The organism is Phycisphaerales bacterium (assembly GCA_016699835.1).
GTDB lineage: Bacteria > Planctomycetota > Phycisphaerae > Phycisphaerales > UBA1924.
This window is the reverse complement of the sequence record CP064987.1, coordinates 392718-405434: the sequence shown is the minus strand read 5'-3', so window position 1 is coordinate 405434 and position 12717 is coordinate 392718. Positions and strand designations below refer to the sequence as shown.

Below are 12717 nucleotides of genomic sequence, written 5' to 3'. Positions count from 1 at the left end.
CACGACCGATCCGCACACGCACACTCCCCATTGATCCGACCGTGCCGCGTCCGACGCTGTGAACAGGTTGTATCGGCACGAGGCCCGTTGGCACTTCATGCTACACCGTCCATAACACTTGGATCCTGGTCGAGACCAAAGGCGTCACGAATTCGGGGCTTCGGAGGGGAGATCTGATCTCGCGGAATCGGAGGCCACGGCCTCGGCGTTGGCTTCGTCTCGAGCAAGGTATCGGGCTCCGAGCATCCAGAGGATTCCCGAGACCAGGATCATGACGCCGACGACCATGAACGAGGTGTTCATGTTGCCATTGGGTCTGGCATCGGTGCGGGTGAGGTCGGTAATGAACCCGATGATGGGCGGGCTGATGGCGTCGCCCAGGGCGTGGATGGTGAAGATGGTGAAGGCGTAGGCCGAGGCGCGGATCCCCGGGGCGGTGACGTTGGCGGTGATGGTGTTCGAGGGACCCGTGTTGAGGAAGATAAAGAAGATCGCGCCGGCCATCAGGAACCAGGCAGCAGGGAAAGGGACATAGAGCGTGGCGACAAAGAGGGGAAAGGCGATGAGCATGCCGACGCCGGAGACGATGAAGTAGGCACCCTTGAGCCTGGGGCGGAGGTAATCGCCCAGAAGCCCGCCGGAGAGTGTGGCGAGGAGGCCGGCGACGGCGGTGATGGCGCCAAAGGTCAGGCTGACGGCGGCGAGTTTCTCCTTGGAGGGATCATCGAAGCGGAACCGCGCGACGTAGCGGGGCATCCAGAAGGACATCCCTCCCACGGCGAAGGTCATCGCGGTCATGCCGAGGGTGTTGAGGATGTACGACGGGTTCATTCGGAGTTGGGTGAGGTCGCTCCACTTGAACTTCTTGGCGCCGGCGCCCCGGGGCGGGTCCTTCATGACGAAGGAGAGGAGGCCCAGGAGGATGCCGGGGATGACGACGCTGTAGAACGCGGATCGCCAGCCGAAGTGCTTGGTCATGATCCCGCCAAGTCCATAGCCGATGGCGCTGCCGACGGGGAGGGCGAGATAGAACCACGCGAGTTTCCGCCCGCGTTTCTCGATCGGGTACATGTCGGCGATGATGGTGGGGGCGACGGGGCCATAGGCGGCCTCACCCACTCCGACGAGGATGCGGGTGAGAAAGAGGATGGCGAAGGTCGCCGCCAATCCAGAGGCACCCGAGGCAAGGCTCCAGATGATGACGCCCGCGCCGATGATCACCCAGCGGCGGGTCTTGTCGGCGAGCAGGCCGAAGACTGGGGAGAGGACCATGTACGAGACCATGAACGCCGTCGCGAGGAGGCCCATCTTGGCGTCGGCGATCGAGGAATCGGAAGGGTTGGGGAAGAACTCCTTGCTGATCTCTGGCTCGGCAGCGGCGAGGATGTAGCGATCGATGTAGTTGAAGAGGTTGATCGCGAGCAGGAGCGTGAGCGCGCGGCCCGCACCGGGGAAGGTCGGGCGTGGGGATGCGGGCATCGTGGGGGGCTGGCTCATGCCGCGGATCGTACCGGCGGGACCGAACGCGTGTGCCACGGAATGACAAGTCGGGAATCGTGGTGTGGTTAGGGCGCTTCCTCGCGGGCGATCTCGGCCTCGGCGGCAATGCGCCCGAAGTTGATCCACGACGGCTCTTCGACGATCCGCAGGAGCAGGCGGTGATAGCCCGGATCGTCACCGTTGAACTTGCGGAGCATCGCGACGCCGTACGCCGCGCCCTGATTGAGGGGTGTGGTTGTGTCCTGCTCGTTCACGAGGTCGGATTCGGGGATGTATCCGTTGATGAGAAGGCCGAGGCGGTAGTAGGTCTTGTTCTCGCGAACGTCGAGTCCGGGCGTGATGGGAGCGATCACGTGTTTCGCGTCGGCATCGCGGGCGAGGCGTTTGAGGCAGAGCCAGCGCCAGTACGCCGTTGCGACGCGGAGGTCGTCGTTGGTGATCTTGAGACGGTTGCGCTGGTCGAAGGCCCGCTCGGCGTCGTCGAACTTGCCGCGGAGATAGAGGGCGATGCCGAGGTGGTAGTAGACGCTGGTGTGGAGGGAACTCCGGGCCCCGTCGGCTGGCTCGTCTTCGGGGTCGAGTTGATCGGGCTGACCATTGATGAGCGACTCGGCCTTTCTGAGATCACGCTCGGCGAGGTCGAGTTGTCGAGTGGTGATGTATCGATGCCCGCGATACCGCAGGAGCCAGGGGTTGTCGTGGTGGGATTCGAGCGCAACGGAGTAGACGCCGATGGCCTCGCGATATCGGCCGAGCGCACACAGGCACCGCGCGTGCTCGATCGCGGCGCGCTCGTCGTTGGGCGCGGCGGTGTGGGCCTTCTTTGCCTCGACGAGCGACTTCTCGAGATCGATTCGTTTGATCGGGTCGACGCCGGGGCGCTTCAGGGGCTGGCCAAGGAGCGAGAGGGCCTCGTCGTCGGAGCCGAGGGCGAGGGTGGCGGCGGCGTCGGAACGAGATGAAGGTCGGGGCGCTGACGAGGAATGGCACGAGGCGGTGATAGTTGCGGCGGCGAAGAGGCCCAGCACGATCACGATGGAGCGTGGCGTCATACGGGACTGTACACAGGTGACCTGCGTCGCCGAACCGCCTCAGTCGAACTTGCCCTGGGCGTGCATGATTTGGAAGTCCATGATGCCCGCGACGTCCCTGGCGGTCGCTCGATCCAGCCCGCTGAATCGCTTCACGAGTTCCTTGGGGTTCTCGCTCGCGAGTCGCCCGAGCATCTCGAACTTGTGCTTGAGGACGTCGTTGAGGTCCACGCGGTCGGTGCCGAGGTGGTTTCGGGCGTGCCCGCCGGGGTACATGACCAGGCCGCTGTCGTGTGTGGCGCCCTGGTCGTCGGTGACGATGATGGAGGTGGGGATGCCGTCGGGATACTTCGCGTCGTAGTCGGTGCCGCCGTGCTCGAAGGTCATCTTGCCCATGAGTTCGCGCGTGAGCGGGTCCTTCAGGCTCTTGGCGTCGAAGTCGTAGGGGAGGAGCATGAGTTCCTTCCAGCCCAGGGTCTTCTTCGAGGCCGTGCGGAGTTCGAGGGCCTTCTTGAGCATGGTGCAGACGAGGTAGAGCATGGAGTGGTCGGCGGACTGCCTCGTCTTGGGATCGCGCTTGGCGGGGTCGCCGATGATGCCGAAGGCGGGTTCGTACGCGCGGACCTTGATCGCGGCGATGCAGTCGCCGGTCTGGTCGTCGAGGAGTTCGGGGCGGCGGGCGATGATGTTGATAAGCCCCTGGAGTGCGCCGGCGGATTGGTGCTCGTACAGCCCCAGTTTGAAGTGCATACCCATAACGGCAAAGTCATCGCCCTTTCGCCCCAGGACGAGATCAAAGGGCGAGGCGTAGCCGGTTTTGGTCGTGGCGTCGGGGATGCCCGTCCCGGCGGACTGGGTCTTCTTGAAGAGTTGCCCGGGGCCTTCGAACAGGCGGAAGATCGCCTCGGGGTTGCGGAAGATGTCGCGCGGGCCCATGAACCCGGCCATGCTGCGCTTCACCGAGAGGATCGCGGCCTCGGTGCTGATCGCGGCGCTCGCGCCCTTGCTGTCGGAGAGTTGCTTCCCCGCGCGGATGGCCCGGAAGGGGATGTAGTGAGCCACGACCATGCCTATAGCGCTCTCGATCTGCTCGTCGGTGGCGCCCATCATCGCGCCGAAGGTCGCGGCGGAGGCGATTGCGCCGTGGACGACGTGGTCAATCTTGTAACTCTTGAGGCTGAAGACCTCGGCGAGGCGCCCGCGGATCTCGTCGAGAAGGACCATGCCGCGGAGGGCGTACGCGCCGCCCTTGCCACGCATCTGGGCGGCGGCGAGGGCAACCGAGTAAAAGTCATTGTGCCCGAACTCGCCCGCGGTGTGCCCGAGTTCCGGGTTGAAGCCGAAGTTGGTGCCATTGCTATCCCACTCGCGGACGGCGGCACAGTTCGCGACGATCGCCTTCTCGACGGCGACATCGGTCGTGCTGCCAAAGGCCGGCACGCCGCCACGCACGCACCCCTTCGCCCACGAGACGCCCGCGAGCGTGCCGATCCCGGAGACGGGGACGCGATACTGCTGCGCCTCCTCGCGGAGAATCGTCGGGGCGTTGGTGTTGAGGGCGAGGGCCGAGAGGCCGCAGAGGCAGGCGTCGGTGAAGAACTGGTTGGTGCGTTCGAGGACGCTCTTCGATGGCTCGCCACGCGTTTTCGGCGCGTCGCCCATGAACTCGATGGCGTATCGGGCAAGGCCCAAAGCCTGGTTGGTGTCGGCGGGGAGGGTGACGTGGGTTTCGGGTGAGATTGGCATAGGGCGAAAGCGTAGGCCGCACGATTTTCGTCACGACCGTGGTGGCGTTTCGGCGAGAAAACACGCGTTGATTCTGTGTCTCGATGCGCGATGTCGGAGAGACTAGATTGTCCGCTCCACTGGAGAGCGGTGCCACCGAGGACCTATGGCAAGAACACTCGATCACCCCGCCATGCCGAAGGGTGAGGCCTCGAGGTCTTCGGTGCCGCAGTAGAGGCATTTCTGGTGACGGACCGAGACGGGGCGTTGGCAGGATGGGCACGCGCGGGCGCGGGGCGAAGCGCGGCCATCTTCCTCGCCATCACGCGCGTCGATCTCGCGGATGCGGAGGTTGAGTTCCTCGTTGGTGATCTTGTGGTGCTCCTGGAGGAACTCCCAGAGGGCCATGCACGCGAGTTGGAGGCGTTCGACTCGGGACTCGAGGGACTCGAGGGACTCGATGCGCGAGAGGTCGCCGATCGAGGTGGAGCGGGCGTTCTTCATCTCGCCGGGTGTGGGGCCGGTGGGGTCTGGGTGCCACATGACTGTGAGATCGGCGAAACTTGCACGCGTGTTCACGCGTCGTTTGGCGATTCCTCCAAAGCAGAGCGAATCGCCATGCTGCCCGACCGTGAGGGAGAGCTCCGGACACGAGTGACTCACAGGCCATCCTTCGAGGTCGGGCTAGATACTTCATTGGTTTATTGGACCGTGCCGTGGTAGAGCGCGCTGCCGAGGCCGACAGTGAAGACCCAGCAGCCGTACAGGGCATGCTCGATCGCGCTCGCAAGGGTCGAGCGCGTTCGTGTGTAGGTGTGCGCGAAGAGGATGCCGCCGATCGCCGTGAGCCCCAGGGCGATCCAGTTGTGGAAGATGACGTGGGCGAAGGAGAACGAGATGGCGCTCGCCCAGATCATGCCCCAACGTGACGGGAAAACGGACTGGTACCGGTGGAAGATGAATGTCCGATAGACGATCGATTGTGGATAAACGCTGAGGATCGGATACGCGACCATCACGAGCATCCAGAGCCAGGGCTTGCTGGTCGGGAAGTTGAAGAGGTGCTGGCGGTGGAACTCGGAGACGAGCCACGTGAGTGCGGCCGCGGCCACGACCCACACGCCAACGATTCTTGGAACTGCGGGCGCGATTTCCTTTGAGTTGAAGAGCCGATCGCGATCAAACGTCTTGTCGAGCAGGAGGAGCACCAGGCACGTCAACGACGACGTCCAGATCAGGATCCAAACCGGCGGCTTCTCGAATCGCAGTGCGGCGGCCGCGGGAATCGCGAAGAAGAGCAGAACATACTCGACGAATCGCCACGAGATCCCCAGGGAATCCCATAGACCCATGGCGCGAGCACGAAGGGATGGTCGATCGACGGTGGCAAGTGAGGCGGCCTGCACGCCCGGTTGTTCGGAGATCGGTCGAGTCGATTGCGGGTCCGTGGGGCCGGCCCTCCCTCCTCCCCGCGAGGAAGGATCCAGGCCGGGGATTTCGGGGGGAGTTTCGCTCATGCGTGTGGTTCTTGGACGCAGGCCAGACGGATTCGGTTCGTGACGCGAACTATGCTCTACTCTGGATCAAGAGTGGCCACGAGTCTGTGTGATCGTGTCCACACCCGAACAACTTCCTGGTTCGGCATTTCGGCGCGGCGGGCATCACCATCATGGCCCGCCGGCGAGAACGGACCAATGCACGAGCAAAGGAGCATGGCATGTCAAGCGCGAATGTCCCGGTGATTCTGGCTGCGAAGCGGACGCCGATCGGCAAGTTCTTTGGCGGCCTGTCGCGCGTGCCCAGCCCGCTGCTGGCGAGTTACGCGCTGCAGGGCATCTTTGCCGAACATGCCGCGCTCAAGAAGGAAGCCGAGGCCGGGCACTTCGATGAGGCGATGTTCGGGTGCGTGCTGCAGGCGGGGCTGGGGCAGAACCCGGCACGCCAGGCGGCGCTCAAGGCGGGCCTTCCGGACACGACCTCGTGCGTCACGATCAACAAGGTCTGCGGGAGTGGGCTGCAGGCGGTGATGCAGGCGGCCATGTCGATCAAGGCGGGGGACAACCAACTCGTCGCGGCCGGCGGGTTCGAGAGCATGACGCGGGCGCCGTACTTCGCCTCGCTCCGTGACGGCGCGGGCGCTCCCAAGTTCGGGCCCACGACGCTCGAGGACCACATGCAGTACGACGGCCTCCGCTGCGCCTTTGAGTGCTGGGCGATGGGCAACGCCGCCGACCACATCGCGAAGAAGTTCGAGGTCTCGCGCGCTGAGCAGGATCGATTCTCCGCCCGCTCGCACCAACTGGCGGCCGAGGCGACCAAGAACGGCTGGTACAAGAGCGAGATCGTCGCGGTGACGGGGGAGCAGTGCCTCGACAAGAAGTCGTCGGGCGTGGCGGCGGACGAGGGCATCCGTGCCGAATCGACCGCGGATGGGCTCGCCAAACTCCGCCCCGTCTTCGACGCGAAGGAGGGGACGGTGACCGCCGGCAACGCGAGCCAGATCTCCGATGGCGGCGCGGCGGTCGTGGTCGCGAGCATGAGCAAGGCCGAGCAACTGGGGATCAAGCCGCTCGCGCGGATCGTCGCGTACCAAACATCGGGACTGGCGCCCAAGGACATCTTCCGTGCCCCCGCGCTGGCCGTGCCCGCGGTGCTCAAGAAGGCGAACCTCTCGATCAAGGATGTTGACCTCTTCGAACTCAACGAGGCCTTCGCCGCGCAGGTCCTCCAGAACATGAAGGAGGGCGGCATCCCCGAGGAGAAGGTGAACATCTGTGGCGGAGCGATCGCGCTGGGGCACCCGATCGGCTGCTCCGGGGCGCGCGTCCTCACGACGCTGATCCACCAACTCAAGCGCACGGGCGGGAAGCGCGGCGTGGCGGCGCTGTGCCTGGGTGGCGGGAACGCCGTGGCGATGATCGTCGAGGTGTGAGTTCTCGATTCGGTCGGAATCCGGACTACTTCCGGAACCAGCCGAGGATCATGAGGACAAAGCCGACGAGCAGGGCGCCGGTGATGAACCCGAGTAGTCCGCCGACCATCATGGCGATGCCGGTGGCACCGCTTTGTATGTGTGCGGCGATCAGATAGCCAACGAGGACGCCGATGCCGGCACCTATGACAGCGGTGATCCCCTGGATCACGTTGTCCTTGACGCGGAGCGAGGGGACGAAGCCCACCTTGTCGGCGATTTTCTGGTAGTTGTCCAGTTCCTGATTCGGAAGCGGCGGCGGTGTCTTGCGGCTCATGCGAGGGACTCCACGATCGCGTCACACCTCCGCTGATTCACCACCCACGGAACGCTCAGCACATCGTCATGCCGCCGTCGACGCAGAGGGTCTGGCCGGTGATGAATCCGGCGTCGTCGCTCGTGAGGAAGGCGGTGGCGTGGGCGATGTCCTCGGGGGTGCCGAGGCGTTTGATGGCCATGAGGCTCGTGACGTGGTCCTTGACCTGCTGGGGCAGATTGTCGGTCATGTCGGTCGTGATGAACCCCGGAGCGATCGCGTTGCAGGTGATGTTCTTCCCGCCCAGTTCACGGGCGATGGTCTTGGTGAGGCCCAGCATCCCCGACTTGGCCGCGGCATAGTTCGCCTGCCCCGCGTTCCCCACGACGCCCGAGGTGGAACTGATGTTGATGATGCGGCCGAACTTGCCCTTCATCATGTGGCGGGCCGCCGCCCGGATCGCGACAAAGGCCGATTTGAGGTTGGTATCGAGGACGAGGTCCCAGTCCTCGTCGCTCATGCGGAGCGCCAGCCCGTCCTTGGTGATGCCGGCGTTGTTCACGAGGATGTCGAGTCGCCCGTGGGCGGAGGCGGCGCCATCAATGGCGGCGGCGAGGGCCGTCGAATCGGCGACATCGCACGCGGCGACGCTGGCCTTCCCGCCGTTGGCCTCGATCTGGGCCTTGAGGTCGTTCAGCGGCGCGGCGGAGCGCGAGCAGAGAACGACGTGGCGCCCCTTCAAAGCCAGTTCGAGGGCGATGGCCTTGCCGATGCCTCGGGAGGCTCCTGACACAAAGGCGACGCGGATCTCAGCGTTGGTGTTTGATGGTGTCATGGATGTCGCAGATCGATTGCAGGAATGGGGAATCGGGGCTCAACCACCGCCTGGTGCCATCGGCGCGGGTGCGATTGGAGCCTCGCCGGTGCCCGGGCTTGGTTCACTCTCGGGCGTGCTCGAGGGCGCGTTGGGGTCGGTGGGAGTGTTCCCGGTGTCGATGCCCGCGGCACCCTTGGCTCGCTCCTTGGGCTTGCCTTCGAGGTCGGCGATCGCGAGGCCGTCCCATTCCTCGGCCCGACGCTTGGTCTCGCGGGACGACGGCGCGCCCTTGAAGAACCACGCGTCGCCGACGCGGGCCCCGGACCAGCCGGTGAGGTATGACGTGCCGATCTCCTGGACCGCGATGAAAAGGACGCAGGTATACGCCGAGTCGGTGTCCGGAGGCGATTGCTCAAGGTAAACGACGCGGACCTTCTCGATCTTCGCGGTCGCGGTCTCCCAGACTCCCTCGGAGAGGAGGCGTTCGAGGTCGTCCTTCGCCGACGGATCGAGCACGGCGCGGAGTTTGTCGGAGTTGCCCTTGGCGATCGCGTCGCTCAGGGTCAGGATGCCTCGGGCCAGCGCGGGGTCGCGCGGGGCGAGCGGTTGCTCGAAGGCGATCCGGCGATCCGCGTTCATCTCCTGCGAGAGCGGCTCGATCTTCACCGGATCGGGAATCGGCGGCGGCGGTGGTGGTGGGGGCGGCGGCGGCGGCGGGGCCTTCTTCTTGCATCCCGTCAGCGTGACCAGCGGCAATCCCGCGCCGAGCGCGAGGACGCCCAGGAGCGATGCCGATGTGACGAGCGTGGCGCACGAGCGCATCGTGCTCGACGCCAGGAGCGTGTGGAGAGTTCGGTTTCGGCCGCGACGCGGGTGGGTGGGCATCGGTGTCAGACCTGTGGGTGTGTCGTGAATCGAGAACTCAGGAACATACGGAAGAAGAGAGCGTGCACACGATGTGGCACACGAGTGGTTTGGTCGTCACGCCGCGGCGTCCGGCGGGGCGTCGTCGCTGTGGATCTTGATGGACTTGTCGATGCGCCGCATTAGCCCGGCCAGTGTGCGTCCAGGGGCCGGCTCGCGCCACTGTGCCGACGCGTGCCTCGAGGCGAGCCACTGGCAGCACTGCGCCCAGCGCACCGGGCTCGTCAACTGCTCGACCAGCCGGCGGCGGATGGAATCGGAGAGGCTCAGGCCGCCCTGCGCGGTGTGCGGTTCGGCCGTCACGTTCGACATCACCGGGCAGCGCGGCTCAGCGATCGACGTCCTTGCGAGGGCCTCTTCAAGCCGCATCGCGGCGGGACGCATGAGCGGCGAGTGGAACGCCCCCGCGACCTGGAGCACCGTGGCCTTGCACCCTTGCGCGGCGGCGACTTCCGCCGCACGCTCGCACGCGGCACGATGCCCGCTCAACACGATCTGTCCCGGGGCGTTGAAGTTGGCGCACACGAGCACGTCGCCCGCGCGGGCCTCGTCGCAGACGCGCTGGGCCTGACCCTCGTCGGCGCCGATGATCGCGACCATCCCGCCGCCGCCGCCCGAGGTCGCCGTCGGAGCCTCGGCGGCGTCCTGCATGGCGCGCCCGCGAAGGGTGACGAGTTCGAGGGCCGCGTCGAACGCCATCGCGCCCGCGAGGTGGAGCGCGGTGTACTCACCCAGACTCAATCCCGCGGTGGCGGCGAGGGGGAGTTCGCCGTTGCCCATGCCGAGTTTCGCCAGCACCCCGCGCCACGCCGCGACCGAGGCGACGAAGATCGCGGGCTGGGAGATGTCGGTCCGGTTGAGCGTCTCGGCCGGCCCCTCGAAGCAGAGAGCGCGGAGCGGGCTTCCCAGGCGGTTGCCGAGGACCTTCTCGGCCTGGTCGAAGACGGTCCGTGCCTCGGGGGAGGCGTCGTGCCAGGCGCGGGCCATGCCGACGACCTGGGCACCCTGTCCGGGACAAAGGATGATGGTGGGGGGGGCGGACATCCTCGGATGATATCGAGAAATCACGTGCGGGGCTTGGCCCGTCGCACAATCACGGGGAAGTCGTCAGACCTGCCAGAGGCTGCTCGCCCATGTCAGCCCGGCGCCGAAGGCGAGGAACATGATCTTCTCGCCCTCCTTGATCTTGCCCGAGCGGGTGAGTTCGTCGAGGCAGAGCGGGACCGACGCCGCCACGGTGTTCCCGTAGCGATCGATGTTGACGAGGAGTTTGTCGGGGCTGAGGTTGAACTTCTTACGGGCCGCCTCCAGGATCCGGCCGTTGGACTGATGGCAGATGTACTGCGACACGTCGTCGGCCTTGAGCCCCGCCTTGTCGAGCGTCTCCTGGATGAGTTCGGGGAACGTGCTCACGGCAAAGCGGAAGACGCTCTGCCCGTTCATCTGGACCTTCCCGAGTTTCGCCGAGTCGAACTCGTCGCCTTCGGGGAAATCCTGGGGGCAGTGGGGGATGTAGATGTCCTTCCACCCGTCGCCCTCGGCGTGCAACGCCTGGGCGAGGATCCCCTTGGTGGGGTCGTCGGTCGCACGGAGAACTACCGCCCCGGCACCATCGCCGAAGAGGATCGCCGTGCCACGGCCACGCGTGGAGTAATCGATCAACTGCGACAGCGTGTCGGCACCGACGACGCCGACGTTTCGATAACTCCCCATGCGAATGAGGTCGTGGGCGATGTTCATCGCGGCGACAAACCCTGTGCACGCGGCCGAGACATCGAACGCGCCGATGCCGTGCACGCCCAGCAACTTGCTGACCAGGCACGACGTCGGCGGGGCGCCCATCTCCGGGGTCATCGTGGCGATGACGATGAGGTCGAGATCGCTCGGCGCAAGCGAGGCCTGCTTGAGCGCCATGGAGAGTGCAGCGGCGGAGAGCGACGCGGTGGACTCGCCCCGCTCGCGGCTGATGATCCGCCGTTGGTGGATCCCCGTGCGCTGCACGATCCACTCGTCCGACGTCTCCATCATCTTTTCGAGGTCCGAGTTCGAGAGGACCTGCTGAGGGACCGCGGAGCCCGTGCCGGCGAGGCGCACCCCGATCTTGGGCGGCGCAGGAGGGGCGGCAAGCGGACGATTCGCGCTCATGCGGGCCCTCGAACGGACGTGGGTTGAGAGGCCGCGGCCGCCGGAACCGGTCCGCCGTTGGTGTTGCCGTTGCTGTTGCCGTTGGTGGTGGACGCCCCCGCGATCTCGAGCACGGGCGCGACCTCCGCGAGTCGGCGGACGACGGTGTCGTTCACGCCCGAAAGGACAAAGTCCCGGCAGTTCTTGATCGCCGCCCGGATGGTGCGGGCCTCCGAGGAGCCGTGCGCGATGAAGCACGCGCCGTTCACGCCCATCAGGGGCGCTCCGCCGTGCTCGTGGTAGTCGTTCTTGGCGTAGATCGCCTTAACGATCGGCTCGAATCGCTGGAGGAGTTCGGGGTCCTGGGCCACGATCTCCTGGGCGATCGCCTTGAAGAGGCTCTTGGCCATCCCTTCTGCGGACTTGAGCATCGTGTTGCCCACGAGACCATCGGTGACGACGACGTCGGCGACGCCGTCGAAGAAATCGCGCCCCTCGACGTACCCGATGTAGTTGATCCCTGGCGTCGCGCGGAGCAGGTCGCGCGTCTCCTTGATGAGATCGGTGCCCTTGGCTTCCTCAGCCCCGATGTTCATCAGGGCCAGACGCGGATTCTCGATCTTCAGGAGTTGGCGGGCGATGACATCGGCCATCACCGCGTACTGCCAGAGGTGCTCGGGCTTGGGCTCGGGGTTCGCGCCCGCATCAGTCAGGACGACGGGCCCGTGGAACGAGGGAACGGTGACGGCGATTCCCGGGCGGATCACGTTGGGGAGGCGCCGCATGTGCAGCATCGCCGCCGCCACGCACGCGCCGGTGTTCCCGGCCGAGAGCACCACGTCGCAACGCTGCTCGTGCCCCTTGGAGCCGAGTTGCGCCATCTTCACGATCGACGAGTCGGGCTTGGACCGGACCGCCTTGGCGGGCGAGTCGTCCATGTGGATGACCTCATCCGCGTGAACGATCTCCAGACGCGGGTCGTTGATCCCACGCTCGTCGAGGAAATCCTGGATGATGGCGCGAGCGCCCACGAGGACCAGCGTGTCATCGCTCGCGAGATCCGGCAGAGCCATGACGCAGCCCTTGAGGACGGCGTCGGGCGCGTGATCGCCCCCCATGACATCAACCGCGACACGCATCAGTGGGTCCTCTCTTCACGAGTCGCCGCAATCACGACGGGGTGCGCGACGCGAATCGTCGGCGTCCCGCCCCGGGTCGGCATCACCGAGTGTACGCGAACCAACCGCGCGAGGGTCGCGCGGGGGGCCGGTCTCCTGCATCGGAACGAGATTGAGCGAGATGCATCCATGCGCCGTGTGGACGAGGAGGAGCCGCTTGGCCTCACTCGTCGTCAGGCAGGCACTCCGAT

The 12717-nt window shown here is 65.8% G+C and carries 12 protein-coding genes; 1 reads left to right on the top strand and 11 read right to left on the bottom strand.

Features of this window, described 5'->3' with window-relative positions; translation table 11 throughout:
• Positions 1–144: 144 nt before the first annotated feature.
• From IPK69_01650 to IPK69_01630, 5 genes are all read right to left on the bottom strand, one after another.
• Complete coding sequence (locus tag IPK69_01650; GenBank protein QQS10392.1) at positions 145–1479, bottom strand: MFS transporter; 1335 nt, start codon at positions 1477–1479, stop codon at positions 145–147.
• A gap of 86 nt (positions 1480–1565) precedes the next feature.
• A complete protein-coding gene (locus IPK69_01645; GenBank protein ID QQS09353.1) occupies positions 1566–2552 on the bottom strand; it encodes a tetratricopeptide repeat protein in 987 nt (328 codons plus the stop codon).
• A gap of 39 nt (positions 2553–2591) precedes the next feature.
• Positions 2592–4277, bottom strand: coding sequence for an MmgE/PrpD family protein (locus IPK69_01640; protein QQS09352.1), 1686 nt, complete (start codon positions 4275–4277; stop codon positions 2592–2594).
• 162 nt (positions 4278–4439) lie between these two features.
• On the bottom strand, positions 4440–4919 hold the full coding sequence (locus tag IPK69_01635; GenBank protein QQS09351.1) for a zinc ribbon domain-containing protein: 480 nt from the start codon (positions 4917–4919) through the stop codon (positions 4440–4442).
• Between the two features lie 38 nt (positions 4920–4957).
• Complete coding sequence (locus IPK69_01630) at positions 4958–5608, bottom strand: CPBP family intramembrane metalloprotease (GenBank protein QQS09350.1); 651 nt, start codon at positions 5606–5608, stop codon at positions 4958–4960.
• Between the two features lie 365 nt (positions 5609–5973).
• On the opposite strand from IPK69_01630, the gene IPK69_01625 reads away from it, so the two are divergent.
• Positions 5974–7188, top strand: a complete 1215-nt coding sequence (locus IPK69_01625; GenBank protein ID QQS09349.1) for a thiolase family protein — start codon at positions 5974–5976, stop codon at positions 7186–7188.
• 25 nt (positions 7189–7213) lie between these two features.
• Here IPK69_01625 and IPK69_01620 read toward each other — a convergent pair whose 3' ends face one another.
• The 6 genes from IPK69_01620 to plsX all read right to left on the bottom strand — a co-directional run bounded on the left by IPK69_01620 (position 7214) and on the right by plsX (position 12487).
• Entirely contained in the window at positions 7214–7504 is a 291-nt protein-coding gene (locus tag IPK69_01620) for a hypothetical protein (GenBank protein ID QQS09348.1), read from the bottom strand.
• 55 nt (positions 7505–7559) lie between these two features.
• The gene (fabG, locus tag IPK69_01615) at positions 7560–8318 is read right to left on the bottom strand and encodes a 3-oxoacyl-[acyl-carrier-protein] reductase (GenBank protein QQS09347.1); all 759 of its coding nucleotides are present in this window, start codon (positions 8316–8318) and stop codon (positions 7560–7562) included.
• A 39-nt stretch (positions 8319–8357) separates the two neighbouring features.
• A complete protein-coding gene (locus tag IPK69_01610) occupies positions 8358–9185 on the bottom strand; it encodes a hypothetical protein (protein QQS09346.1) in 828 nt (275 codons plus the stop codon).
• 96 nt (positions 9186–9281) lie between these two features.
• Complete coding sequence (locus IPK69_01605) at positions 9282–10268, bottom strand: ACP S-malonyltransferase (GenBank protein ID QQS09345.1); 987 nt, start codon at positions 10266–10268, stop codon at positions 9282–9284.
• Positions 10269–10331: 63 nt separating this feature from the next.
• Positions 10332–11369 carry a ketoacyl-ACP synthase III gene (locus IPK69_01600; GenBank protein QQS09344.1) on the bottom strand — a complete coding sequence of 346 codons (1038 nt, stop codon included), beginning with the start codon at positions 11367–11369 and terminating at the stop codon, positions 10332–10334.
• Positions 11366–12487, bottom strand: coding sequence for a phosphate acyltransferase PlsX (gene plsX, locus IPK69_01595; protein QQS09343.1), 1122 nt, complete (start codon positions 12485–12487; stop codon positions 11366–11368). Before plsX ends, IPK69_01600 begins: the two co-directional genes overlap by 4 nt.
• Between the last annotated feature and the right edge of the window lie 230 nt (positions 12488–12717).